The 25,938-nt window shown below is 72.1% G+C and carries 20 protein-coding genes; 9 read left to right on the top strand and 11 right to left on the bottom strand.

Going from position 1 to position 25,938, the window contains the following annotated elements; all coding sequences use genetic code 11:
* Positions 1-8 precede the first annotated feature (8 nt).
* Positions 9-1,445, top strand: a complete 1,437-nt coding sequence (locus ACIOHP_RS22995) for a tetratricopeptide repeat protein (protein ID WP_401890259.1) — start codon at positions 9-11, stop codon at positions 1,443-1,445.
* Here the strand turns inward: ACIOHP_RS22995 and nthA are convergent.
* From nthA to hppD, 5 genes are all read right to left on the bottom strand, one after another.
* Positions 1,442-2,026, bottom strand: a complete 585-nt coding sequence (gene nthA / locus ACIOHP_RS22990; RefSeq protein ID WP_401890256.1) for a nitrile hydratase subunit alpha — start codon at positions 2,024-2,026, stop codon at positions 1,442-1,444. The genes ACIOHP_RS22995 and nthA overlap by 4 nt on opposite strands.
* A complete protein-coding gene (locus ACIOHP_RS22985; RefSeq protein WP_401890254.1) occupies positions 2,016-2,303 on the bottom strand; it encodes an SH3-like domain-containing protein in 288 nt (95 codons plus the stop codon). Before ACIOHP_RS22985 ends, nthA begins: the two co-directional genes overlap by 11 nt.
* Complete coding sequence (locus ACIOHP_RS22980; RefSeq protein ID WP_307030063.1) at positions 2,296-2,577, bottom strand: SH3-like domain-containing protein; 282 nt, start codon at positions 2,575-2,577, stop codon at positions 2,296-2,298. Before ACIOHP_RS22980 ends, ACIOHP_RS22985 begins: the two co-directional genes overlap by 8 nt.
* A gap of 20 nt (positions 2,578-2,597) precedes the next feature.
* The gene (locus ACIOHP_RS22975; RefSeq protein ID WP_401890251.1) at positions 2,598-3,455 is read right to left on the bottom strand and encodes a Teichoic acid biosynthesis protein C (Precursor); all 858 of its coding nucleotides are present in this window, start codon (positions 3,453-3,455) and stop codon (positions 2,598-2,600) included.
* Positions 3,456-3,572: 117 nt separating this feature from the next.
* Positions 3,573-4,718: a 4-hydroxyphenylpyruvate dioxygenase gene (gene hppD, locus ACIOHP_RS22970; RefSeq protein ID WP_361539601.1), complete on the bottom strand. Its 1,146-nt coding sequence runs from the start codon at positions 4,716-4,718 to the stop codon at positions 3,573-3,575.
* A gap of 126 nt (positions 4,719-4,844) precedes the next feature.
* Between hppD and ACIOHP_RS22965 the strand changes: the two genes are divergently transcribed.
* The 5 genes from ACIOHP_RS22965 to ACIOHP_RS22945 all read left to right on the top strand — a co-directional run bounded on the left by ACIOHP_RS22965 (position 4,845) and on the right by ACIOHP_RS22945 (position 8,983).
* Positions 4,845-5,324 (top strand): Lrp/AsnC family transcriptional regulator, encoded by a 480-nt coding sequence (locus ACIOHP_RS22965; RefSeq protein WP_361495380.1) that lies wholly within the window; start codon positions 4,845-4,847, stop codon positions 5,322-5,324.
* A gap of 18 nt (positions 5,325-5,342) precedes the next feature.
* Entirely contained in the window at positions 5,343-5,990 is a 648-nt protein-coding gene (locus ACIOHP_RS22960; protein WP_401890248.1) for an ABC transporter permease, read from the top strand.
* Complete coding sequence (locus ACIOHP_RS22955; protein ID WP_401890246.1) at positions 5,983-7,215, top strand: betaine/proline/choline family ABC transporter ATP-binding protein; 1,233 nt, start codon at positions 5,983-5,985, stop codon at positions 7,213-7,215. The genes ACIOHP_RS22960 and ACIOHP_RS22955 overlap by 8 nt, the downstream gene beginning before the upstream one ends.
* Positions 7,212-8,021: an ABC transporter permease gene (locus tag ACIOHP_RS22950; RefSeq protein WP_401890244.1), complete on the top strand. Its 810-nt coding sequence runs from the start codon at positions 7,212-7,214 to the stop codon at positions 8,019-8,021. Before ACIOHP_RS22955 ends, ACIOHP_RS22950 begins: the two co-directional genes overlap by 4 nt.
* A gap of 74 nt (positions 8,022-8,095) precedes the next feature.
* Positions 8,096-8,983 carry a glycine betaine ABC transporter substrate-binding protein gene (locus ACIOHP_RS22945; RefSeq protein WP_401890821.1) on the top strand — a complete coding sequence of 296 codons (888 nt, stop codon included), beginning with the start codon at positions 8,096-8,098 and terminating at the stop codon, positions 8,981-8,983.
* Positions 8,984-9,013: 30 nt separating this feature from the next.
* On the opposite strand, the gene ACIOHP_RS22940 is transcribed toward ACIOHP_RS22945, so the two are convergent.
* From ACIOHP_RS22940 to ACIOHP_RS22915, 6 genes are all read right to left on the bottom strand, one after another.
* The gene (locus ACIOHP_RS22940; protein ID WP_361539610.1) at positions 9,014-9,805 is read right to left on the bottom strand and encodes a S16 family serine protease; all 792 of its coding nucleotides are present in this window, start codon (positions 9,803-9,805) and stop codon (positions 9,014-9,016) included.
* Positions 9,806-9,847: 42 nt separating this feature from the next.
* Positions 9,848-10,177: a hypothetical protein gene (locus ACIOHP_RS22935; RefSeq protein WP_401890240.1), complete on the bottom strand. Its 330-nt coding sequence runs from the start codon at positions 10,175-10,177 to the stop codon at positions 9,848-9,850.
* A 9-nt stretch (positions 10,178-10,186) separates the two neighbouring features.
* Complete coding sequence (locus ACIOHP_RS22930) at positions 10,187-10,510, bottom strand: hypothetical protein (protein ID WP_401890237.1); 324 nt, start codon at positions 10,508-10,510, stop codon at positions 10,187-10,189.
* A 70-nt stretch (positions 10,511-10,580) separates the two neighbouring features.
* The gene (locus ACIOHP_RS22925; RefSeq protein ID WP_046259016.1) at positions 10,581-11,222 is read right to left on the bottom strand and encodes an IclR family transcriptional regulator; all 642 of its coding nucleotides are present in this window, start codon (positions 11,220-11,222) and stop codon (positions 10,581-10,583) included.
* Positions 11,223-11,554: 332 nt separating this feature from the next.
* Positions 11,555-13,345 carry a DEAD/DEAH box helicase gene (locus ACIOHP_RS22920; RefSeq protein WP_361539614.1) on the bottom strand — a complete coding sequence of 597 codons (1,791 nt, stop codon included), beginning with the start codon at positions 13,343-13,345 and terminating at the stop codon, positions 11,555-11,557.
* Positions 13,346-13,506: 161 nt separating this feature from the next.
* The gene (locus ACIOHP_RS22915) at positions 13,507-14,427 is read right to left on the bottom strand and encodes a LuxR C-terminal-related transcriptional regulator (protein ID WP_361539617.1); all 921 of its coding nucleotides are present in this window, start codon (positions 14,425-14,427) and stop codon (positions 13,507-13,509) included.
* A gap of 232 nt (positions 14,428-14,659) precedes the next feature.
* On the opposite strand from ACIOHP_RS22915, the gene ACIOHP_RS22910 reads away from it, so the two are divergent.
* From ACIOHP_RS22910 to ACIOHP_RS22900, 3 genes are all read left to right on the top strand, one after another.
* Positions 14,660-15,970 (top strand): MFS transporter, encoded by a 1,311-nt coding sequence (locus tag ACIOHP_RS22910; RefSeq protein WP_401890233.1) that lies wholly within the window; start codon positions 14,660-14,662, stop codon positions 15,968-15,970.
* 64 nt (positions 15,971-16,034) lie between these two features.
* The gene (locus ACIOHP_RS22905; RefSeq protein ID WP_401890231.1) at positions 16,035-19,856 is read left to right on the top strand and encodes a type I polyketide synthase; all 3,822 of its coding nucleotides are present in this window, start codon (positions 16,035-16,037) and stop codon (positions 19,854-19,856) included.
* Positions 19,853-25,936 (top strand): MupA/Atu3671 family FMN-dependent luciferase-like monooxygenase, encoded by a 6,084-nt coding sequence (locus ACIOHP_RS22900; RefSeq protein ID WP_401890228.1) that lies wholly within the window; start codon positions 19,853-19,855, stop codon positions 25,934-25,936. Before ACIOHP_RS22905 ends, ACIOHP_RS22900 begins: the two co-directional genes overlap by 4 nt.
* Positions 25,937-25,938: the final 2 nt, after the last annotated feature.

The following is a 25,938-nucleotide window of genomic DNA, read 5'->3' as shown; positions in this document are numbered from 1 at the left end:
TGATCGCCATGGAGAACCATGAGGAGGCGGCCCCCCGGCGTTCGCGTGTCGCGGGGCGGGTGCTGATCGCGGCCGTCACCGGGTGTCTGGTGCTCGGCGGGACGCTGATGGTGCTGCCCTCGCAGCCGCCGGGCGCGAAGGCGCCCGTGCCCGCCCCGGGGGCGCAGGCACGGGCGGCTGTCACCACGGGGGTGGCGGCCGCGCTGCCGGACCTGGCGGCGCTGATCGGTGAGCGGGAGACGCATCTGCGGAGGCATCCGCGGGACGCCGAGTCGTGGGCGGTGCTCGGGGCGGCGTATGTGGAGCAGGGGCGGCGGACGGCGGAACCGGCGTACTGGCCGAGGGCCGACCGCGCGTTGCGTACGTCGCTGAGGGTGCGGGCCGAGGGGAACGCCGAGGCGCTCGGCGGGCTCGCCGCGCTGGCGAACGCGCGGCGGGACTTCCGGGCGGCGAAGAGATGGGGCGAGGCCGCGCTGAAGCTGGATCCGAAGCGCTGGACGACGTATCCGCCGCTGCTCGACGCCTACACCGGGCTCGGCGACTGGAAGGCGACGGAGCGGACTCTGGAGCGGCTCCAGGGGCTGCGCGGCGGGCCCGCCGTGATGGCGCGGGCCGGGGCTGTGTACCGGGACCGGGGCTGGCGCGAGGACGCGATGGCGCAGCTCTCCGACGCGGCGGCGGGCGCCGAGGCCCCCGCGGAACGGGCCGCGTATCTGGAGCGGGTGGGGCAGCTGGCCTGGGAGCGCGGTGACCGTGAGCCGGCGCTGCGGCACTTCCAGGAGGCGGTGCGCATCGACCCCGACCAGCGGGCCGCGCAGGCCGGACAGGGGCGGGTGCTGGCGGCGCTGGGGCGGACCTCGGAGGCGCTGAGCGCGTACCGGATGGCGCTGGCCAAGCAGCCGCATCCGCAGTACGCGCTGGAGCTGGGCGAGTTGTACGAGTCGCTGGGGCTGCGGCAGGCGGCTCAGGTCCAGTACGACCTGCTGCGGGCGCGGGTGCGCGGTGCCGCGGCGGGCGGGGCCGACGAGGAGTTGGTGCTCGGGGTGTTCGAGGCGGACCACGGGGATCCGCAGGCGGCCGTACGGCGGCTGCGGGCGGAGTGGCGGCGCCAGCCCGGGATCGCGGTGGCCGACGCGCTGGGGTGGGCGCTGCACCGGGCCGGTCAGGACGAGGAGGCGCTGCGGTACGCGGTGCGGGCGACGGACAAGGTGCACGGGGGCGGGGTGCGCAGCGCGCTGCACGCGTATCACCGGGGCATGATCGAGCGGGAGTTGGAGAAGGACGGGCCGGCCCGGCGGCATCTCCAGGAGGCGTTGCGAATCAACCCGTACTTCTCGCCGCTGCTGGTGCGGACGGCTCGGGAGGCGTTGACGGCGTTGGGTGAGCCGCCGGTGGAGGAGCTGCCGGTGATGGACGCGAAGGCGGAGGCGGAGGCGGAGTCCTAGACGGCGGCGGTGCCGATCAGTGCGTTGCGCGTGACCAGAGCCGCCAGTTCGTCCTCTCCGAGTCCGTCGGTTCCCTCGGGCCTGCGGGGCAGCACCATGTAGCGGGACTCGGCGCTGGAGTCCCACACCGTGATGTCCGTGGTGTCGGGCAGTTCGAGTCCGAACTCCCGCAGCACCTCGCGGGGTTCGCGGACCACGCGGGAGCGGTAGGCCTCGGACTTGTACCAGCTCGGGGACGGGCCCAGGAGGCGCAGCGGGTAGCAGGAGCAGAGGGTGCAGACGATGACGTTGTGGGTCGTCGCCGTGTTCTCGACGACGCGCAGCCGCTGGTAGGAGCCGTCCATGTAGCCCAACTCCCGCACGGCGGCGGTCCCGTCGGCCAGCAGCCGAGCCTTGTACGCCTCGTCGGTCCAGGCGCGGGCGACGACCTTCGCCCCGTTCGCCGGTGACGACGCGGCGAGGAAGGCGTCGATCGCCTCGTCCACCTTCTCGCCGGTGATCACGCCCTTCTCCTCCAGCAGGGTCTCGAGCCGGCGGACCCGGCGGGCGATGGTCGCGTCGGCGTGGTGGTCACCGCTCATCGGCACGGTCCTCCTCCAGATAGCTTTCCCACAGATCCAGTACGACGTGATGGTCGCCCTCGCCCCACAGGTCACGGGCCTCGAAGCGGACCGCGTAGATCTGCTCGACCGGCGCGTCCCCGCGCCCCTGTGCGCTGATGTCGGGGAGTTCTTGCGGGCCCTCCGGCTCGACGATCACGCCCCGCTTGCCGCGCGCGTACCGGGGCAGCCGGGTGTGGTGCGGCGGGTCGTGCGGGAAGGTGCGCACCCGGGTGCCGGGCGGGAAACGGTCAGTCATCCAGCTCACCCGGCCCGATCACGCCCTTGCGTTCCAGGAGCGCGCAGATCGCGGTGAACCAGCGCTCGTAGTACGACGCCGCCAGGTACTCCGCGGGCGGCATCGACTCGATCGCGTCGCGGAACTCGTTGGTGTTGAAGAGCCCTTGACCGCGCAGGGTGTTGAAGAGGCCGACGACCCGCGCCTCCCAGTCCGCGTGGAAGGGCTCGGTGTCGTCGGTGGTGTCGATGGGGCCGAAGCCCTGGGTGCCGCCGACGTCGTTGATCCTGGCCATGCGGCCAGCGTACGTTCGCCCTACTGCTTCGGCTTCTTGTAGTAGAGGGAGAACCTGCGTTCCCCGGCCGCCCCGGAGGCGAGGCCCAGATACAGCCGCGTGCCGCCCTTGCGGCGGACGGCGAGGCCCTCCGGCTCGCGGTGGGTGAGGGAGCGGCCGGCCTCGGTGCGCAGCCGCTGGACCAGCTCGCCGGTGGTGATGTCGACGCTGGAGAGGTAGGTGTTGCCGTGCTCGGCGGGCGGGTTGGTCTCGGCGTCGTAGGCCGTCCCGGCGAGCTGGTAGATGTGGTCGCGGTGCAGGGCGTAGCCCTGGAAGGGGATCTTCTTGTCGGGGTGCGCGGCGGGCTGGGCGATGTCGGCGACGGGGTGGTCGTACTCGCGGGCGACGAAGGCGTCCAGGTCCCAGATGCGGTAGCGCGGCTTGCCCTTGACGCGGTAGCGGACGGCGATGCGCTTCGAGGCCATGCAGACCGAGGGCTGGTTGTTGGTGGACCCCGGTATCGGCTTGCGTATCTTGACGTCCTCGCCGGTGCGGGTGGCGCCGTTCCTGAACTGGAAGCGGGTGACGCCCTGGCCGTAGCCGCCCTTGGCGTCGGCCTCGGTCCAGATCCAGACCTTGCCGTCGGCGGCGTTCTGCACACCCATGCTGACGCCGTGCCCGAAGCCCTGGAGGTTCATGCTGCCGAGCAGCTTGCCGTCGTGGTCGAGCTTGTTGAGGCACAGGTTGCCCGCGCCGATGCCACCGCGGCGCACCTGGAGGACGTACAGGTGCTGGTGCACCTCGTCGAAGGCGAAGGACTGCAGGACCGTGCCCTCCTTGAGGGCCTTCTCCTTCAGCCAGCGGGTCGCCGGTACGTCGAGGTCGATGCGGTCGGTCACGGTCGGTGTCCCCAGGGTCCTGCGGACGCCCCGATGGCGTCCACAGGACCAGAGAGTGTCAACTCCCGTTCACTGGTTTCAAGCTTCTGCGAAAGCGCTTGTGGATTTACCTGACATTCACAGGTTTCCGCGCCGCTCCTGCTCCCGCTCGATCGCCTCGAAGAGGGCCTTGAAGTTGCCCTTGCCGAAGCCCATCGAGCCGTGCCGCTCGATGAGTTCGAAGAACACGGTCGGCTTGTCCTGGACCGGCTTGGTGAAGATCTGCAGCAGATAGCCGTCCTCGTCGCGGTCGGCGAGGATCTTCAGTTCGCGCAGGGTGTCGACGGGCACGCGGGTGTCGCCGACCCATTCGCCGAGGGTGTCGTAGTAGGAGTCCGGGGTGTCGAGGAACTGGACTCCGGCCGCCCGCATGGTCCGTACGGTCTCGACGATGTCGTTGGTGTTGAGCGCGATGTGCTGGACGCCCGCGCCGCCGTAGAACTCCAGGTACTCGTCGATCTGGGACTTCTTCTTGGCGATGGCGGGCTCGTTGATCGGGAACTTGACCTTGAGCGTGCCGTCCGCGACGACCTTCGACATCAGCGCGCTGTACTCGGTGGCGATGTCGTCGCCCACGAACTCCTTCATGTTCGTGAAGCCCATGACCTTGTTGTAGAAGCCGACCCACTCGTTCATCCGGCCGAGCTCGACGTTGCCGACGCAGTGGTCGATGGCCTGGAAGGTGCGGTGGGCGGGCGGCTGGACGAGCGGGGTCGCCGCGGTGAAGCCGGGGAGGTAGGGGCCGTCGTAGCCGGAGCGTTCGACGAGGGTGTGACGGGTTTCGCCGTACGTGGCGATCGCGGCGAGGACGACGGTGCCGTGCTCGTCCTTCAGCTCGTACGGCTCGGCGACCGAGCGGGCGCCGTGCTCCAGCGCGTAGGCGTACGCGGCACGGGCGTCCGGGACCTCGATGGCGAGGTCGATCACGCCGTCGCCGTGCTCGGCGACGTGCTGGGCGAGGAAGTGGCCCCAGGTGGTGGCGGGCTTGATCACCGAGGTGAGCACGAAGCGGGCGGAGCCGTTCTCCAGGACGTAGCTCGCGGTCTCGCGGCTGCCGTTCTCCGGTCCGGAGTAGGCGACCAGCTTCATGCCGAAGGCGGTGGAGTAGTAGTGCGCCGCCTGCTTGGCGTTGCCCACGGCGAAGACGACCGCGTCCATTCCCTTGACCGGGAAGGGATCGGCCTGCCGGGCGGTGTCGGGAGTGTGGTGAGTGGTCTGCGTCATAGCGGCAGCCTTCTCCGCGGACGCAAGGTGCGCAATAGTTTGCGTTTCAGGTGTGCAATATGACCAGTGCCGGGCCCGTTTCCACGGGCTCTCTGTACAGGATGACCACCGGGAAGGGTGGCGCTCGTGGGGATCGACGGACTGGACGGACGGATCATCGTGCTGCTGGCGCGGGAGCCGCGGATCGGGGTGCTGGAGATGTCCCGGCGGCTGGGCGTGGCGCGCGGGACCGTGCAGGCACGTCTGGACCGGCTTCAGTCGAATGGCGTCATCCGGGGATTCGGGCCGCAGGTGGATCCGGCCGCGCTCGGCTATCCGGTGACCGCGTTCGCCACGCTGGAGATCCGGCAGGGGCAAGGAGCGGACGTACGGGCGCACTTGGCGACCGTGCCGGAGGTCCTGGAGCTGCACACCACGACCGGCAGCGGGGACATGCTGTGCCGTCTCGTGGCCCGGTCCAACGCCGATCTTCAGCGGGTGATCGACCTGGTTGTCGGTTTTGATGGCATTGTCCGGGCCGCCACGGCGATCGTGATGGAGAACCCCGTTCCGCTGCGGATCATCCCGCTGGTGGAGCAGGCGGCCGAGGACCGGGAGAGGACCTAGCCGCCATGGGGTGACCGCGTGACGTTCTGGGAGTACCTGGGCAACCGCCATCAGCAGCTGCTCTCGGATGCCTACCAACACGCGAGCGTCGTCTTCCAGTGCATGGTCGTGGCGACGGTGATCGGGGTCCTGATCGGTGTGGTCACCTATCGCAGCGACTGGGCCGGCAACCTCGCCACGACGGCCACCTCGACCATCCTGACCATCCCGTCGCTCGCCATGATCGGTCTGCTCATCCCGATGGTCGGCCTGGGCGTGCCGCCCACGGTGATCGCGCTGACCCTGTACGGCCTGCTGCCGGTCGTGCGCAACGCGATCGTCGGCCTGCGCGGCCTCGACCCGTCGCTGGTGGACGCGGCGAACGGCATCGGAATGTCCCGGCTGACGCGGCTCGTGCGGGTCGAGCTGCCGCTGGCCTGGCCGCCGATCCTGACCGGCATCCGGGTCTCCACGCAGATGCTGATGGGCATCGCCGCCATCGCCGCCTACGCCTCCGGACCCGGCCTCGGCAACGAGATCTTCCGCGGCATCGCCTCCCTGGGCAGCAAGAACGCCCTCAACCAGGTGCTCGCGGGCACGCTCGGGATCATCGTCCTGGCCCTGCTGTTCGACGCCGCGTACGTCCTGATCGGACGGCTGACCATTCCCAGGGGGATCCGTGTCTGAAGCCTCCGGCGCCTCCATCGAGCTGGAGAACCTGACCAAGAGGTATCCCGGCAGCCCACAGCCTGCCGTCGACAACGTCACCATGGAGATCAAGGCGGGCGAGATCGTCATCTTCGTCGGCCCCTCCGGCTGCGGTAAGTCGACCACGCTCAAGATGATCAACCGGCTGATCGAGCCGACCGGCGGCCGGATCCGCATCGGCGGCGAGGACGTCACCGACATCGATCCGGTGAAGCTGCGCCGCAAGGTGGGCTACGCGATCCAGTCGGCCGGTCTGTTCCCGCACATGACGGTCGCGCAGAACATCGCGCTGGTGCCGAGGATGGTCGGCTGGGGCAAGAGCCGGATCAAGGACCGTATCGAGGAGCTCCTGGACCTGGTGGGGCTCGACCCCGGCGAGTTCCACGGCCGCTATCCCCGTCAGCTCTCCGGCGGTCAGCAGCAACGCGTGGGCGTCGCACGGGCCTTGGCGGCGGATCCGCCCGTCCTGCTGATGGACGAGCCGTTCGGCGCGGTCGACCCGATCACCCGTGACCATCTCCAGGACGAGCTGATCAGACTCCAGCACGAGCTGCACAAGACGATCGTCTTCGTCACGCACGACTTCGACGAGGCCATCAAGCTCGGTGACCGGATCGCCGTGCTGCGCGAACGCTCGCACATCGCGCAGTTCGACACCCCGGAGGCGATCCTCACCAACCCGGCGGACGACTTCGTGTCCGGGTTCGTCGGGGCCGGGGCGGCTCTCAAGCGGCTCAACCTCACCCGCGTACGGGACGTGGAGATCACCGACTATCCGACGGTCACCGTCGACGACCCGCTCCAGGACATCTTCAACCGGCTCCGGGACAGCGGTACGAACGAGATCCTGCTGCTCGACAAGCGGGGTCGGCCCTACAAGTGGCTCAGGCGCGGGGACCTGATGCGGGCCAAGGGCTCACTGGCCCGGGCCGGGACGCTGGTGCACGACACGGTGACCCGGGACGCGACCCTGCGGGACGCCCTCGAAGCCGTGCTCACCGACAACGCGGGGCGGGTCGCGGTCACCGGACGGCGCGGTGAGTACACCGGCGTCGTGGACATGGAGACGCTCATGAACTCCGTGCACGAGCTGCTGGAGGCCGACCGTCTGGACGCCGTGGAGCACCAGCACGAGCTGGAGGAGGCACGCGCCCGCCAGACGCACGCCGAGCAGGAGGGCGACGGAGGGGAGAAGAAGGCGTGAGCATCCCCGAGCTGGAGGAGGACGCGCCGGCGGAGCGGGAGGCGCCGCCACCGCCGGCCGTCGCCCGGCGGCGGGTCACCTGGCAGAAGCTGACCCTTCTGCCCGCCGTGCTGGTGGCGTTGCTGCTGGCGACCTGGCTGTGGTTCCAGCAGGCGGACCTGGACGCGATCTCCGAGAACGCCCTGTCGAACGGGCAGGTCTCGAAGGCCCTTTGGCAGCATGTGGAGCTGACGGTGATCTCGACGTTCTTCGTGCTGATCATCGCGATCCCGCTGGGCATCCTGCTGACCCGCAGGATGTTCCGCCCGGCGACCCCGGTGGCGATGGCGTTCGCCAACATGGGGCAGGCGACACCGGCGATCGGTCTGCTGGCCCTGCTGGTGATCTGGCTGGGCACGGGGATGAAGTCGGCACTGATCGGCATGATCATCTACGCCGTGCTGCCCGTGCTCGCGAACACCGTCGCGGGCCTGAAGGCCAACGATCCGACCCTGCTGGAGGCGGCGCGCGGCATCGGCATGTCCCCGCTGGGGGTGCTCAGCCGCGTCGAACTGCCGTTGGCGGTCCCGCTGATCCTGGCGGGCGTCCGGACGGCGCTGGTGCTGAACGTCGGGACGGCGACACTGGCGACCTTCGGCGGCGGCGGAGGGCTGGGCGTCCTGATCACGACCGGCATCACCACCCAGCGCATGCCGGTGCTGATGCTGGGCTCGATCCTCACGGTCTCCCTCGCCCTGCTGGTGGACTGGCTGGCATCGCTCGCCGAACTGCTCCTCAGACCACGGGGGTTGGAGGTGGGGACGTGAAGCGCGCGGGCGTACTGGCGACGGCGGGCGTACTGGTCCTGGCCTCCGCCTGCGGCCTCACCAGCGGCTCGCCGATGGTCGACGACGTCGAGCCCGGCTCCATCGGCAGGGGTCTGCCCCTCAAGGGCGCCGACCTCACCGTCACGTCCAAGGAGTTCACCGAGCAGCTGATCCTCGGCGCGATCATGGGGATCGCGTTCCAGGCGGCCGGGGCGGATGTCCTGGACCGGACGGGCATCCAGGGCTCGATCGGCGCCCGGGAGGCCGTCAAGTCCGGTGACGCGGACGGGATGTACGAGTACACGGGCACCGCCTGGATCACGTACCAGGGCAACAGCGAGCCGATCGCCGACCCGCGGGAGCAGTGGGAGGCGGTACGGAAGGCCGACCTGAACAACGGGGTGACGTGGCTGGCGCCGGCGTCCCTCAACAACACGTACGCGCTGGCGATGAACCAGGCCAACTTCAAGAAGTACGGCACGAGGACGCTGTCGGACGTGGCGGCGCTGTCGAAGTCGGACCCCGGGACCGTGACCCTGTGTGTGGAGAGCGAGTTCGCCAACCGCGCGGACGGGCTGCCGGGTATGGCGAAGGCGTACGGGATGAGCGTCCCGGCGAAGAACATCACCCAGATGGACACCGGGATCATCTACACCCAGGTGAAGAAGGGCAGTTGCACCTACGGCGAGGTCTTCACCACCGACGGCCGCATCAAGTCCATGAACCTCGTGGTGATGGCCGACGACAAGAAGTTCTTCCCCAACTACAACGCGGCGCCCGCGATCAACTCCGAGACGCTGAAGAGGTGGCCGGCGATCGCGGAGGTCCTCGACCCGGTCACCAGGAAGCTGAACAACACGGTCGCCCAGGAGCTGAACGCCAAGGTGGACGTGCAAGGGCAGGATCCGCACCAGGTCGCGCTGGACTGGATGGAGGACGAGGGGTTCGTGAAGGAGAAGTAGGGCCGCCGGAGGGCACGGGCAGGGCAGGCCCTAGCAGCTCGGGACGGAGCCCTTCCCGGTCTCCAGCGCCACCAGCGCGCTGACCGCGCCCTTCAGCGTGGTCACCGGAACGAGCCGCAGCCCCTTCGGCAGCTCCGCCTCCGCGTCCGAGCACTCGTCCTCGGGGACCAGGAACACCGTCGCCCCGTCCCGCTTCGCGGCCTGCGTCTTCAGGGGCACTCCCCCGACCGCGCCCACCGTGCCGTCCGCGTCGATCGTGCCGGTCCCGGCGATGGTGCGGCCGCCGGTGAGGTCGCCGCCGCTGCCGTCGCCGTCCAGCTTGTCGACGATGCCCAGGGAGAACAGCAGGCCCGCGCTGGGGCCGCCGACGTCCGCCAGCTTCAGCGAGACCTTGATGTCGTCGTCCTTGAGGTCCAGGTAGTTCAGCGCCGCCTGCGTCGCCGCGTCCTGGGACTGCTTCATCTGCGCGGTGTTGTGCCGCTCGATCTCCTTGGTGGTCTGCCCGCTCGGATAGACCGAGTCGCGCGGCATGACCGCCCGGTCCGTGTCGAACCACGCGTCGAGCACATCGCCGAGCGAGACCCGGGTGTCCGGATTGGTCGCCTCGATGGTCGTCATCCGGAGCTGTCCGCTGGTGTCCCGGGTCGGCGCGCCCGAGATCGTGATCACCGGGGTGCCCTTGTTCTCGCCGAGGACGTTCGCCGTCATACCGGGCTGTGCCAGCGAGAACGGCAGCGGTGCGAAGGCCGCCGTGGCGAGCAGGGCCACGACGGGCAGGGCACAGACGGCTACGGCCTGGGGGCGTGTGAGGCGAGAGAGCACGGGATCAATCTAACGCGACGACCACTTCCGGCCGGGGCCCGGTCAGCCGGCGTACGGATCTTCCCGACGGCGGGCGAAGCGCCACGACACCTCCGGAAGCGGCTCGACGCCAATGCCGACCGCGGCGGAGACGCAGGTGCCGGGGGTGGCGGAGGCGCCGGTGCCGGGGGTGGCGGAGGCGCCGGTGCCGGGGGTGGCGGAGGCGCCGGTGCCGGGGGCGGCGAAGGCGCCGGTGCCGGGGGCGGCGAAGGCGCCGGTGCCGGGGGTGGCGGAGAGACCGATGCCGGGGTGGCGAAGACACGGTGCCGGACACGGCGAAGACGCCGGTGCCGCGAGTGGCGAAGACGCCGGTGCCGCGAGTGGCGAAGACACTGGTGCCGATCATGGCGAAGACACCGATGCCGGGGTGGCGGAGAGACCGATGCCGGCCGCGGCGAAGACACCAATGCCGCGAGTGGCGAAGGCACCAGTGCCGCGGGTGGCCAAGACACAGGTGCCGACCACGGCAAAGACACCGATGCCGGGGGTAGCGGAGAGACCGATGCCGGGGGCGGCGAAGGCGCCGGTGTCGGCCGCGGCGGGGACACCGGTGCCGCGAGTGGCGAAGACACCGGTGCCGGACGCGGCGAAGACGTCGATGCCGGACGCGGCGAAGACACCGGTGCCGGACGTGGCGGAGACGCCGGTGCCGGGGGTGGCGCCCACGCTGAGCGGCGTGGGTCGGCCCACCCCCATTGCCCGGCCTGTTGTCATGGCTCGCGGATCCGGCGACCGGTCAGCGCAATGCCTCCGCGACCTCCTTCGCCGCGTCCACGACCCGTGGGCCCACGCGTTCCGGCACCGCGTCGGCCAGCATCACGACTCCGACGCTGCCCTCGACGCCCGTGACGCCGAGCAGCGGTGCGGCGGCGCCGCTCGCGCCCGCCTCCAGCTCCCCGTGCGTCAGGGTGTACCCGGGGTCCCGGAGCGGCTGGGTGCGGGCGGAGAGGATCGCTCGGCCCGCGGCCCCGCGGTCCAGTGGGTGACGGAATCCGGCCCGGTACGCCACGTGGTAGTCCGTCCACGTCGGCTCGACCACGGCGACGGCGAGCGCCTCCGCCCCGTCGACCAGGGTGAGATGGGCGGTGGCTCCTATGTCCTCGGCCAGAGAGCGCAGGGCCGGCAGTGCCGCCTCGCGCACGAGTGGGTGCACCTGACGGCCAAGGCGCAGCACCCCGAGCCCGACCCGGGCACGTCCGCCCAGGTCACGGCGGACGAGGGCATGTTGCTCCAGCGTGGCGAGCAACCGGTACACCACGGTCCGGTTGACGCCCAGTTTGTTGGATAGCTCGGTGACGGTCAGCCCGTGGTCCGTATCGGCCAGCAGCTTGAGGACACGCAGTCCTCGGTCGAGCGTCTGAGAGGTCTCCGCGGTCACGACGCCCACTCCTCCAGTGGTGAGGTCGGCGGCCCTGTCGCGGGGATGCGTCAACGAGTCCCGTCGGTGACGCGCTTCAGAGGCCGCCGATCGGCCGGCGGCCCGGAGCGGTTTCCGGACCGCGTCGCTTCACGGCTGCGCTCCGCGGCGGCGCTGCCACGGGGCGTGTGCGTAGCGGGACTGTAGCGATGCCGGTTCGCTGAGCGGAAGGCTCCGTCCAGAATCCGGTCAGTGGCTGGTACGGAGGACTCCGGTTTGTACTGATACGTACAGCGCTCGGTGACCGAAGCGCGCCCCGCCATGCCCGGTGTCCCACCCCACCGGGCCGGGGGTCACTTCATCCGGGTCGCCCACTCCTGCACCTTGGCGATCCGCTGCCGCAGCTGCCCGGCCGTCGCCTCGGCGCTCGGCGGCCCCCCGCACACCCGCCGCAGCTCGGTGTGGATGACGCCGTGCGGCTTGCCGCTCTGGTGGACGTACGCGCTGACCATGGTGTTGAGCTGCTTGCGGAGCTCCATCATCTCCTTGTGCGAGACGACGGGCCGCCGCTCGGCGGGCAGTTCGAGCAGGTCCGCCTCGGAGTCCGGCTTCTTGCGGCTGTGCGCGATCTGCCGGGCCTGCCGCTTCTGGAGCAGCAGCTGCACCTGGTCGGGTTCGAGGAGCCCGGGGATACCGAGGTAGTCCTGCTCCTCCTCGCTGCCGGGGTGGGCCTGCATGCCGAACTCGGCGCCGTCGTACAGCACCCGGTCGAAGACGGCCTCGGACTCCAGCGCCTCGAAGGAGAACTGCTCCTGCTCGCCGGTGTCCTCGTCCTGCTCCTTGTTCGCCTCCTCCATCTCCTTCTCGGACTCGGCGTACGGGTCCTCCTCGCCCTCCTTCTTCGGCTTGTCGAGGGCGTGGTCCCGTTCCACCTCCATCTCGTTGGCGAAGGTGAGCAGGTCGGGGACGGTCGGCAGGAAGACGGAGGCGGTCTCGCCGCGGCGCCGGGACCGCACGAAGCGGCCGACGGCCTGGGCGAAGAAGAGGGGGGTGGAGATGGTGGTGGCGTAGACGCCCACCGCCAGTCGCGGGACGTCGACACCTTCGGACACCATGCGGACGGCGACCATCCAGCGGTCGTTGCTCGCGCTGAAGTCGTCGATGCGCTTGGACGCGGCGGCCTCGTCGGAGAGCACGAGGGTCGCCTTGCTCCCCGTGATCTCGCGGATCAGCTTGGCGTAGGCGCGGGCGGATTCCTGGTCGGAGGCGATGACGAGCGCGCCGGCGTCCGGGATGGCCTTGCGGACCTCGGTGAGCCGCTGGTCGGCGGCGCGCAGCACGCTCGGCATCCACTCACCGCGCGGGTCGAGTGCCGTACGCCAGGCCTGGCTGATCGCGTCCTTGGTCATGGGCTCGCCGAGCCGGGCGGCGATCTCGTCGCCCGCCTTGGTGCGCCAGCGCATGTTGCCGCTGTAGCTCAGGAAGATGACCGGCCGGACGACATGGTCGGCGAGCGCGTTGCCGTAGCCGTAGGTGTAGTCGGCGGCGGACCGTCGGATGCCGGCGTTGTCCTCCTCGTACGTGACGAAGGGGATGGGGTTGGTGTCGGACCGGAAGGGCGTACCGGTGAGCGCGAGCCGGCGGGTGGCCGGCTCGAAGGCCTCCAGGCAGGCCTCGCCCCAGGACTTGGAGTCACCGGCGTGGTGGATCTCGTCGAGGATGACGAGCGTCTTGCGCTGCTCGACGCGGTTGCGGTGCAGCATGGGGCGCACGCCGACACCGGCGTACGTCACGGCGACCCCGTGGTAGTCCTTGCCGAGCGGACCCGCGCTGTACTCCGGGTCCAGCTTGATCCCTATCCGCGCGGCCGCTTCCGCCCACTGCTTCTTCAGGTGCTCGGTCGGCGCGACCACGGTCACCTGCTGCACGACGTGGTGGTGCAGCAGCCAGGAGGCGAGGGTCAGCGCGAAGGTGGTCTTGCCGGCGCCGGGGGTGGCGACGGCGAGGAAGTCGCGCGGCTGCTCCTGGACGTACTTCTCCATCGCACCCTGCTGCCAGGCGCGCAGCTTGCTGGCGGTGCCCCAGGGGGCGCGGCCGGGGAAGGCGGGAGAGAGGTGGTGGGAGGAGGCGGCGGTGGTAGTCACGGTCTCCGTAACGGGGTCGAGCGGCTCGGCTGGGGGGTGCGGACGGGTCGGCTGGGTATGACAACCGGGCCACCCTACCGGCGGCCCGGCGGGGTCAACGTGCGGACAGGCCCGGGTCCCCCGTGGGTGGGACCGAGGTCACACGGGCACCCCGCGCACCGTCACCGGCCGTCGTCGTCCAGCAGACCCGACGTGGCCACCAGGTACCCGAGCTGGGCCCTGCTCCCGCTGCCCAGCCGTAAGGACACCTTCCTGATGTGCTCCGCCACGCTTCTGCGGCTCATGCCGAGGCGGCGGGCGATGGAGTCGTCGGTCTCGCCCGCGACGACCGCGCGCAGGATCGTCTGCTGGAGGTCGGAGGTGACGGCGGGGTTGCGGCGCTCGGCGGGGTCCGCCGGGTGCACGGGGGTGGAGCGTTCCCAGGTCTGCTCGAAGACGCGGGCCAGGAAGCGGACCAGGGCGGGGTCCCGGATCTGCAGGGCGCCGTCCGCGCTGTCCCTCGACAGCGCCACGAAGGCGACCGAGCGGTCGCAGACGATCAGCCGTTCGACGACCTCGGCCAGGGTGCGCACCTCGGCCCCCGCCTCGGTGACCCGCTCGATGTACGCCATGGTCGGCCGGTGCGCGTGCACGGTGTGCTGGTACAGGGTGCGCTGGCGGACCCCGCGCCGCAGCGCCCTCAGATCCCGGCCGAGCGCCTCGCGCAGGGTCGCCTCCGCGCGGCCGCCGCCCGGCTGGGCGGTGAGCAGTTCATGCCGGCAGTCCCCCACCGCCGCCTCCAGGGCCGCGCTGATCACCGCCTTCTCGGTCAGCCGGACCAGGGCGGGCAGAGCCGAGCGCTGCTCGCGCGCGTACAGCGACTCGAAGGCCGTGAGCCGCGCGGACGCCGACCGCAGGGCCCGCCGCTGCTCGGCCAGCCGGTCCTCCATCGTGGACAGCACGGCGAACCGCGCGGCGTCCGGCGCCACCGGCAGACACCAGCCGGGCTGGTCCGCGTCGGCGACGACGAGTCCGAGTTCCGTCAGACAGCGCGGCACCTCGCCGCCCGGCACCCGTCCCTCGCGCAGCGCGGTGCCGTACACCTCCAGCGCTCGCGGGCAAGGGCGGGTCGGCCGCGTTTCATGGCAATCACACGTGCGTGGGTCGAAATGATCACGCTTCACAAGTGTGCAGATTACATTCATGCGCCCCCGCCGTCCGGGCCGAACTCCGCACCACCTGACTAGTGTTCGACAGGTTCTGTTCGACGGGTTCCGCCCCTGGGGCCGCCCTGCCCGCACCTCGCCCTGTTGCCGTCCGCGAAGGAAGTCGAGAATGCCGGAACCCGTCACGGCCTCGGTGCGGGAACGCCGGTACCGCATCCTGGTCGCGGGCTACGCCCTGTCGTCGTACGGCAGTTATCTCAACGTCGTCGCACTCAATCTGTACGTCTACGCCGTCACCGACCGCGCGCTCGCCGTCGGCGCCTTCATGGCCGTACGCCTCGCCGCGGGGATCGTCGCGGGGCTGTTGGCCGCGCCGATCCTGGCGCGGTGGTCGGCGCGGCCCGTCATGTTCTGGGTGAACGTGGTGCAGGCGGCGGTGCTGGCGGTCCTGGTGGCGGCGCCCGACACGCTGCGCACCCCGGTGCTGTTCGTGGTCTCCGCGGTGGGCGGCATCACCGGCACGGTCTTCCTGGTCGCGCTGCGCAGCTCGGTCATCCCGGAGATGGTGGCCGAGGACCGCCGGACCTGGGCCAACTCACTGATGGTGAGCGGGCGTTCGCTGGCGATGGTGGCCGGGTTCGCGTCGGCCGGTGTGGTCGTCTCCCTGCTCGGCTACACGGCGGCCTTCCTGCTGGACATGGCCACGTTCCTGGTGTGCGCGGTGGCGGTGGCCCAACTGCCCGTCACCCGGCGGCAGAAGACCGACGCCGAGGAGGACACGGCGGAGACCGCGAGTGCGGCCGGGGCCGGGAAGAAGCGCCGCCGGCTGCCCGCCGCGGTGGTGGTCCTGGCCGGCGCGCCCGTGCTCGGCCTGATGGTGCTGCTGCGGGGCGTCGACGCGCTCGGCTCGTCCTCCCACAACGCGGCGCTGCCCGTGTACTCCACGGAACTGGACACCGACAGCCCGGCCACGTTCGTCAGCGTGTTCTGGTGTGTGTGGGCGTTCGGCAACATCGTGGCCCAGCAGGTGATCCAGCGCCTGCCGCGGCGCTCGGAACAGGCCCTGGGCGCCCTGGGCTTCGGGCTCGGCACCATCGTGATGTCCGGCGCCTTCATCCTCACCTTCGCCGGGCTGCCCTGGACCGCGACCGTGCTGATCGCGCTGGTCGCGGGGGCCGCCGACGGGCTGACCGAGGTGTCCTACACCCAGCATCTGCAAGCCCTGCCGGAACGCCTGCGCACCCCGGCCTTCGGGCTGTCGGCGACGGTGGAGAGCTTCGGCTTCGGTGCCGGGATGATCGCGGTCGGCGCCGCGCTCGACGTGTTCTCGCCGCTGTCGGTCGTCGCGGTCGCACACGGTGTGGCCATCGTGATCGCCGTGCTCTTCGTGGCCCTGGTGCTGCGCCGCCGTTCGACGCCGCCGGCCGGCGCCGAGGCGGAGGGCAGGGGCACGGGGGCGGAGGCACGCGCGGAGGTGTGAAGGAGACCCGGACGTCGAACCGCCGAGGTCGAACCATCGAGCCGGAGCAGAAGGGGGAGAAGGGGTGCCGGACGACCGACGCGTGGCGGTCATCGGGATGGCGCTGAGGTTCCCGGGAGCGGGGACCGCCGAGCAGTACTGGCGTGACATCGAGGCGGGCGTCTCACACGTACGACGGTTCAGCCGGGCCGAGTTACGGTCCGCGGGAATCTCCGAGGACCTCCTCGACGACCCCGACCTCGTCGGCGCCAGTGCGCCGCTGGACGGGGTCGACGGCTTCGACGCCGCGTTCTTCGGGATGACCGGACGCGAGGCGGAGGTGACCGACCCGCAGCAGCGGCTCCTCCTGGAGTGCTGCCACCACGCCCTGGAGGACGGCGGCTACGCCGGCTCCGACGCCCGTATCGGGGTGTACGGCAGCGTCGGGTACCGGCTGTACTCACTGCACAGCTATCTCGCCAACAACCTCGCGGACGTGCCGGGCGACGACTGGATCGCCCAGAAGCAGGTCCAGGTCGGCAACTATCCCGACTTCGCCGCCAACCGGGCCGCCTTCCGGCTCGGGCTGCGCGGCCCGGCGGTCAATGTCGCCACCGCCTGCTCCAGCGCCCTCGTCTCGGTCCATCTGGCCTGCCAGGCGCTCCTGGCGGGCGACGCCGAGCTGATGCTGGTGGGCTCGGCGGCCCTGCACCTCCCGCAGATCACCGGGCACCGGCACGTCAAGGGGTCCACGATCTCCCGGAGCGGCACGGTACGGGCCTTCGACGCGGACGCCGACGGCACGGTCGGCGGCAACGGGGTCGCGGCGGTCCTGCTGAAGCCGCTGGCCCGGGCGCTGGCCGACGGCGACACCGTGCACGCCGTCCTCCTCGGCTCCGCCGTCACCAACGACGGTGACGACAAAGGGGGGTTCGCCGCGCCCGGCGTCGCCGGCCAGCGCGACGCGGTACTGGGCGCGCTGTCACGGGCGGGCGTACCGGCCGACTCCCTCGGCTATCTGGAGGCGCACGGCACCGGCACGTTCAAGGGCGACCCGATCGAGTTCGCCGCGCTCACCGAGGCGTTCCGCGCGCATACGGACGGCACGGCCTTCTGCGCGCTGGGCTCCACCAAGCCCGCGATCGGCCACCTGGACAGCGCGGCGGGTCTGGCGGGACTGATCAAGGCGATCCTGGTGCTACGGCACGGGGTGATACCGCCCCTGGTGAACTTCACCCGCGCCAATCCCCTCCTCCCGCTGGAGACCAGCCCGTTCGTCGTACCGACCCGCGCGACACCGTGGCCGCACGACGGGGTCCGGCGGGCGGGGGTGCACTCCATCGGGATGGGCGGGACGAACGCGCATGTGATCTTGGAGGAGGCGCCGGGGAGAGAGCTGGGGCGTGTGTCCGGGGGCGCGTCGGGGAGGGCGCCGGGAGGCTTGTCCGGAGGCGGGGCGGGAGGCGCGGCCCAGGGCATGCCGGGAGACGTGGCCCAGCGCATGCCGGGGGACGAGTCCGGGAACGCGCCAGGAGGGGGGTCCGGGCGGGGCGCGGAAGAGGTTCGCGGTGGGCGGGGCGTGCCCGCGCTGCTGCCGCTGTCGGCTCGGACGCCGGAGGCGCTGACCGCGTATGCCCGGGCCTTCCGGGACGAGTTGGTCCGGCGCCCGGATCTCGCCCCCGCCGATCTGCTGACGACGACCGCGCTCGGCCGGCGCCATCTGCCCCACCGGCTGGTCGTCACCGCGCCCTTCGTCGAGGGGCTGGACGCGTTCCTCGCCGCCGCGCCGGGCACCCTGCCCGGGACGGCCGACCGAACCACCGCTCCCGCCGCCCACACCGACCCGCCGGGCACCCGGCCCGGAACCACCCACCGAACCACCGCTCCCGCCGCCCACACCGACGCGCCCAGCACCCTCACCGGAACCACCCACCGAACCACCACCCCCGCCGCCCACACCGACGCGCCCAGCACCCTCACCGGAACCGCCGACCGGATCGTCGCCCCCGCCTTCCTCTTCAGCGGCCAGGGCGCGGGCGGTCCCGGTATGGCCGCCGCGCTCGCCGCCCGCTTCCCGGTCGTCGCCGAGGTGCTGCGGGAGTGCGCGCGGGTCTACGAGGTGGAGACGGGCGAGAAGGACTTCCTCGCCCGGATCACCGACGCGGGGAAGCCGTCGGGCGGGCGCGAGGACGACCCTGCCCGGGCCGCCGACGGGTCGCGTACCGCCCACGGACCGGTCAGCTCCGACCCCCTGAGCACCTCCAACCGACCGATCGTCTCCGTCGGGCCGAGGAACCTCGGCGGGCCGAGCACCGCCGACCGGCCGGACACCTCCGACGAGCCCAGCGCCTCCGCCGGATCGAGGAGCCCCGTCGGGTCGGGCCAGGACGGTCCCACCGACCCGGGCGCGGAAGAGGCGCGGCATCCCGGTCACCCCGGCCCGGTCGCCGAAGACCCTCGCCGGGCCGCCCGAACCCTCGGTCCGGTCTCCGCACCCCCCACCCCCTGGGACACCGCCTTCGCGCAACCCGCGATCTTCGCCCTGCAAGTCGCTCAGCTGCGGCTGTGGGCGAGCTGGGGAGTACGGCCCGGGTCGGTCGCCGGGCACAGTGTCGGGGAGTACGCGGCGCTGTGTGCCGCCGGGGCGCTGTCCCTGGCGGACGGCATGCGGCTGCTGTGCCGACGGGGCCGGCTGATGCAGGACACGGCGCCCGGCGCGATGCTCGCCGTCTTCGCCGACCGGGACCGGGCTCGGGAACTCGCCGCCGAGGCAGGGCGGGTGGAGCTCGCCGTGTCCAACGGGCCCGAGCACCAGGTGCTGGCCGGCCCGCCCGACGCCATCGCCGAAGCGCACCGCCTACTGACCGAGCAGGGCCTGACCGGCGTACCGCTGCCGGTGGACCGCGCCTTCCACAGCGCCCTCCTCGACCCGGTCCTCGACGAGCTGCGCGCGGCCGCCGAGAAGGCCGAACTGCGGCCCGTCGAGATCGAGTTCGTCAGCGGTCTGGACGGTGTCGCCCATCCCCCGGGCTGGCTGCCCGACGCCGACCTCCTCGTCCGCCAGGCCCGGCACACCGCCGACTTCCACGCCGTACTGCGCACTCTGGCCCCCAAGGACGCCCTGCTGGAACTCGGCCCGGACGCCACCCTGACCCGGCTGGCCCGGCGGGCGGTCCCGGACACCCTCTGCGTGCCCACGGGCGGCACCCCGGACGAGGTGTGGCGGGCCGCGGCCCGGCTGCACTGCGCCGGGGCGCCCCTCGACTGGGCCGCCCTGCTCGAAGGGTGCGGAGGCCGGCGTATCCCGCTGCCGACCTACCCCTTCGAGCACCGGTCGTACTGGATCGGCCCACCACCGCCACGCACCACGGCCGTACCCGCGCACGAACCCGCGAGAGAACCCGATGGGGAGAACGACGTGACCGACCAGGCAGTACTCAAGCGTGTACTCGAACTGACCGCACAGCACCTGGGATACGACCAGGACGGGCTGCGCGCCGGGGAGACCTACGTGGGGCTGGGCGCGGACTCCCTGCAACTGATCGGCATGCTGCGGCAGTTGGAGGGCGAGTTCGGGGTACGGCTGGCCGTGCGGGAACTGCTGGAGGACGCGGGGTCGCCGGAGTTGACCGCACGGCTCATCGCGGAGCGCGTGGCACGGCCGGCACCGGAGCCACGGGCCGAGATCATCGACGTACGGCAGATACCGGAGCCGCGGAAGGCGGCACCCCAGGCACCCGAGACACCCCGGACACCCCAGGCACCCGGGCAGGCGGAGTACGCCAGTCGCAGCGAGGTCGCCGAACTGCGGCGGCAGATCGACCTGCTGGCCGAGACGCAGGCCTCGTTGATCACCCAGCTCTCCGACGCCGTCGCCCTGCTCACCGCCGAGCGGGCCGCCCGATGAGCCCGGGCACGGCCGCGGACCGGGCCGCGGCGCTGTCCCGCCGACTGGACGAACAACTGGCGCGGGCACGGCAGGACGCGGCGGATCCCGCACCCCCGGCACCCGCCGTCCACGGCCCCCGCGTCACCCTCCCCCACGACTCCGGCATGGCCGGCGCCGACGCCACCGACACCCAGCGCACGCACGCCGCGGGCCTCGCCCGGCGGCTCGCGGAACGCACCCGGACCTCCAAGGAGCTGGCGCAGTCCCGGCGTTCGGTGCTCGCGGACAGCCGGGCCGTGGTCGGGTTCCGGCGTTCGACGAAGGAGACGCTGTACCCGCTCGCGGCCCGTGACGCTCGCGGCGCGCACCTGACGGACGTCGACGGGAACACGTACACCGACATCACGATGGGGTTCGGGTCCCTGCTCCTCGGCCACGAGCCGAGTTGTGTGACCGAGGCCGTGCGCGCACACCTGGACGGCGGGCTGCGGTTCGGGCCGCGTCCGGTCGAGGCGGGTGAGGTCGCCGAGCTGCTCGCCGAGTTCACCGGCATGGAGCGCGTCGCGTTCGCGGCCTCCGGCACCGAGGCCAACTCCGCCGCGATCCGGCTCGCCCGCGCCGCCACCGGACGCGACCGGATCGTCATGTTCCGCGGCTCCTACCACGGTCACATCGACACCGTGCTCGGCCGCCCCGGACCCGGCGACGGCGCCGTCCCCGTCTCCCGCGGCATCCCCGACAGCGCCGTCGCCGAGCTGATCGTCCTGGAGTACGGCAGCCAGGAGGCCCTCACCACCATCGACGCCCTCGGCGACCGCATCGCCGCGGTCCTCGTCGAGCCCGTGCAGTGCCGCAACCCCGCCCTGCGCCCGGTCGCCTTCCTGCGCGAGCTGCGCGAACTGACCCGGCGGCGCGGCATCGTGCTGCTCTTCGACGAGATGCTCACCGGTCTGCGCCCGCATCCGCGCGGCGCCCAGCACCACTTCGGTGTCGTCCCCGACCTGGCCACCTACGGCAAGGCGCTCGGCAGCGGCTTCCCCGTCGGGGCGATCGCGGGCCGTGCCGACATCATGGACGGCGTCGACGGCGGATTCTGGCGGTACGGCGACGAGAGCCGCCCTACCGCCGAGACCACCTTCTTCGGCGGGACCTACCTTCAGCACCCGCTGTCCATGGCGGCGGCCAAGGCGGTCCTCACCCATCTCGCCGCCGAGGGGCCTGGGCTCCAGGAGCGGCTCAACGCCCGTACGGACGCCCTCGCCGACGATCTCAACCGGTTCTTCACCGACGAGGAATTCCCCCTGGAACTCGCCCACTTCGGGTCCATGTTCCGATTCGTCCACCGCGCGGACATGGAACTGCTCTACCAGCACCTGCTGTTGCGCGGCATCTACGTCTGGGAGTGGCGCAGCTTCTATCTCTCCACCGCCCACACCGACACCGACACCGAGCGGGTCGCGGACGCGGTGAAGGGGTCCCTGCGGGAGCTGAGGGACGCGGGCTTCTTCCCGACGTCCCGGCCCACCCCCGGCCGGGTGCGGCCCGAACCCCGCCCCAAGCGGCCCGACTTCGGGGTGTACTTCTTCGGCGACTACCCCGACGCCGACAGCACCTCCGCCTACGAACGGCTCGTCGACACCGCCCGCTTCGCCGACGAGCGCGGCTTCAGCTCCCTGTGGCTGCCCGAGCGGCACTTCCACTCCTTCGGCGGACTCTTCCCCAACCCGGCGGTCCTGGCCGCCTCGCTGGCCCGCGAGACCAGCCGGATCCGGCTCAACGCGGGGTCGGTGGTACTCCCGCTGCACGATCCCGTGCGGGTCGCGGAGGAGTGGTCGGTCGTCGACAACCTCTCCGGCGGCCGGGTCGGCCTCGGCTGCGCCACCGGCTGGCACGCCCAGGACTTCGCACTCCACCCGGACCGTTTCGAACGCCGCAAGGAGATCGCCTTCGCCCACCTCGACGACGTGACGACGCTGTGGCGCGGCGGTGCGGTACGGCGCGTCACCGGCGAGGGCGAGCCCGTCGACGTGACGATCCACCCACGTCCGGTGCAGGAGCTGCCGCCGATGTTCCTCGCCACCTCCGGGCGGCGTGCCTCGTACGAGGAGGCGGGGCGACGCGGACTCGGGATCGTCACCAACCTGATGGGACAGACCGTCGCCGAACTCGCCGACAACATCCGCCACTTCCGCAAGGCCCGCGAGCAGCACGGCCTCGACCCCGACACCGGCCGGGTCGCCGTCCTGCTCCACACCTACCTCGGCACGGACCACGCCACGGCCCGCGCGGAGGCGCTGGAGCCGATGAGCCGCTATCTGCGTTCCTCCCTCCAGATGCGGTCGGCGGCGAGCGCGGTGGGCGCCGGGCCCGAGGACGTGGCGACGGCGAGCGAGGACGACCTCGACTACCTCTTCCGCCGCGCCTACGACCGCTACTGCGACGAACGCGCCCTGATCGGCACGCCCGACAGCTGCGCCCCCCTGGTGCAGACCCTGCACGAGGCCGGCGTCGACGAAATCGCCGCCCTGGTGGACTTCGGCATGCCGGCGGAACGGATGCGGGCAGGCCTGGAACACCTGGACACACTGCGGCGACGCACGTTGGGGGCGGTGCCGGAGGGAGTGGAGGCGGAGGGGGCTGTGCTGCCGGGTTCGGGGGCGGCGGGAGCTGTGCCGCCAGGCGGTGGGGTGGTGGAGGCTGTGCCGCCGGGCGCGGGCACGGCGGAAGCTGTGCAGCCGGGCGCGGGCACGGCGGAAGCTGTGCCGCCAGGCGCGGGCACGGTGGAAGCTGTGCCGCCAGGCGCGGGCACGGTGGAAGCTGTGCCGCCAGGCGCGGGCACGGTGGAAGCTGTGCCGCCAGGCGGGAGCACGGACAAGGCGGTGCCGTCAGGCGCGGGCGCCGTGGAGGCTGTGCTGCCAGGCACTGGGGCGGCGGAAGCTGTGCTGCCGGGCCGGCGCCCGGACGAGGCGGTGCCGTCAGGCGCGGGCGCGGTGGACGTGGTCGGCTCCGACTCCGCGGGGGCGTACCGCCGGGGCTCCGCGGAAGGCCTCGGTGGGCCCGCGACCGGCGGCCCGCCGGCGATGGTCCGGCGTGGTCCCGCGACCGACGCCCAGCGTCGGCTCTGGCTCGCCGCCCGGCTGATCGCCGATCCGGCCGCTTACAACGAGATCCAGTCCGTACGGCTGCGCGGCCCCCTCTCCGAGCGGGCGCTGCGCGCGGCCGTGGCGGGACTCGTCGAGCGGCACGCGGGCCTGCGGACGGTCTTCCGCGCGGCGGGCGACACGGTCGAGCAGGTCGTACGACCCGACCTGCGGCCGGAGTTGACGGTGACCGACGTGCACGGGGCGGAGGCGGTGGCCGCGGTCCTGCGCGAGGAGAGCGGACGGCCGTACGACCTCGCCGAGGGCCCCCTGTTCACACCCCGGCTGCTGCGCCTCGCGGCGGACGACCATGTGCTGGTCCTCGGCCTGCACCACATCATCACGGACGCCCACTCGGCCGGGCTGCTCGCCGCGGACCTGGAGGAGCTGTACCGCGCGTCGGTGGAGGACCGGGACCCGGTGTTCGCAACACCGGCGGGCAGCACCCTGGACGAGCTGCGGACCGCCCACGCCCCTGCCCACCTCCATGAACCGGCGTCCGCCTCGCCCACCGGAACCACCCCGCCCGGCCACCGCCCCACCACCCCGGACACGCCGTCGACCGGCTATGACCCCGTCGACCTGGAGTGGTGGCGCGGGTATCTCGACCCCCTGCCGCCCTCCCCCGCCCTGCCGACCGACCGGCCTCGCGGGCGTCGGGTCGCCGGGCGGGGGGCGGCCGAGGAGGTTTTCTGGGGTGCGGGTCGGGCCGGGCGGTTGCGGGAGTGGAGCGGGCGGCACGGTGTGACGCTGTTCTCGACGCTGCTCACCGCATGGCAGCTGGTGCTGAGGGAACGGTCCGGGCAGGACGAGTTCGTGGTCGGATCGACCTTCGGGAGGCGCCGCCCCGGTACCGAGCACACGGTCGGCTTCCATGTCGCCGTACTCCCGCTGAAGGCGTCGCTCACCGACACGACCGTGCTGCGGGACGCCGTACGGACCACACGGGACGCGCTGTTCGCCGCCGACGCGCACCAACACGTGGACGTGGACGCCCTGTTGGCCGCCGTCAATCCCGACCCGGGGCATCCGCGCCCGCTGGTGACGGTGTCGGCGGACCTGGACGGCGCGCCCCTGTCCCGGCTCCGGCTGCCCGGACTCACCGCGGAGCAGATCCCCGGCGGCACCGAATCGGCGCCGCTGGAACTGGCGTTGGCGGCCCTGGACACCCGCGACGGGCTACGGCTGCGGATCCGCTACGACGCCGATCTGTACGACGCGTCGACCGTACGGGGGCTGCTGGCCGACCTGGACCGGGTGCTGGAGGCCATGGCGGTTGGACGGGCCGTGACGGTGGCGGACACCCAACCCGCCGCCGCCCCGGAAGTGATCAACTCGGAAACGCCCGCCCCGCGCGAGACCGAAACCCTGCGGACCCTGTGGTCCTCCGTCCTCGGCACCGACGACGTCTCCGACACCGCTGACTTCTTCGACCTGGGCGGCAGTTCGATCGCCGCGATCCGGCTGCACAACCGGGTCCGGGACGCCCTCGGCGTCGAGTTCTCGCTGGCGGACTTCTTCGCCGAACCGACGCTCGGCGCGCTGATCCGGTCGCTGACGGGGAGCGGGCCCGCCGGAGTCGCCGGAGTCGCCGGAGTCGCCGAGGACGTCATCGATCGTGCCCCGGTCACCGACCAGCAGGCCCGGATGCTGGCCGCCCAGCCCGCCCTGCCCCGGCCGCAGGTCTACAACGTGCCGACGCGCATCCGTCTCACCGGCCCCGTCGAAACGGACGCCCTGCGCACGGCCCTGACCGGGCTGGTGCGGCGCCACCACTCCCTGCGCACCCGGTATGTGCGGGACGGCGAGGGCGCCTGGTGGCAGGAGGTCGTGGACGTCGCCCCGCCGCCCCTGCGGATCGTCGACTACAGCCGACTCCCCGCCGAACGGGCCGCCCAGCGCGCGGAACAGGCCTGCCGGGCGGCGGCCGACGAGCCCTTCGACCTGACCCGCCCGACCCTGCCCCGGCTGCGGCTGCTGCGGGTCGCGCCGGACGAATGGGTGCTGATGTTCGTGGTGCACCACATCTGCACCGACGGCTGGTCCCACGGCGTACTCCTCAGCGAGCTGGCCGCCCTGTACACCGCCGCCGCGACCGGCACCGCCCCCACCCTGTCCGCGCCCTCGGCCCAGCCCGCCGACCACGCCCGCCGTCAGCTCGCACGCCGGGGCGGGACCGAACGGGCCCGGCGGGCCGCGCACTTCGTCGACCACCTCACCGGCGTACCCACCCGCCTGGAGGTGCCCACGGACCGGCCCCGTTCCGGACACCTCAGCGGCGACGGCGACACCGTCCGCGCGCACGCCCCGGCCGAACTGCGGTGCAGGGTCGAGAGGTTCGCCGCGGCGCACCGGGTGACACCGTTCGCCGTGGCGGCCGCCGCGCTCGGCGTCACCGTGGCCCGGCTCTCCGGACGGCGGGACCTGCTGGTGGGGGTGCCGTACGCCAACCGGGACGGCAGCGACACCGAGACGCTGGTGTCGCTGGTCTCCACGAACATGCCGGTCCGGATCCGGGTCGGGCCCGAGGAGACCTGCGCCGGACTGGTCGCCCGCACCGGCGCGGAGACGCTGGCCGCCATGGCGAACGTGCTGCCGACGGCCGAGGTGTGGCAGGCGCTGCGGGAGGCGGGCGTGCGCGAGGTGCCCGAGGTGGTGTCGTGTCTGCTGGTCTTCCAGAACACCGACGACGTGGAGATCGAGATCCCCGGACTCGGGGTGGAGGTGGACGACGTGGCGCCGCCGGCGGCGCGCACGGAGCTGACGTTCGGACTGACGCCGCGGCGCGATCCGTCGCTGGGCTACCGGGCGTATGTCGAATACTCGGCGGACCTGTGGGACAGGAAGTCGGCGGAGCGGATCCTCGCCTCCTACCTGTCCGCCCTCGACGACCTGTGCGCCGAACCCGGCCGTACGGTCGGCGAGCTGCTCGCCCCCACCACCTCCGGAGAGGCATAAGC

Source organism: Streptomyces sp. NPDC087859 (genome assembly GCF_044742595.1).
GTDB lineage: Bacteria > Actinomycetota > Actinomycetes > Streptomycetales > Streptomycetaceae > Streptomyces > Streptomyces canus_F.
This window is presented reverse-complemented; position numbering and strand designations above follow the sequence as displayed.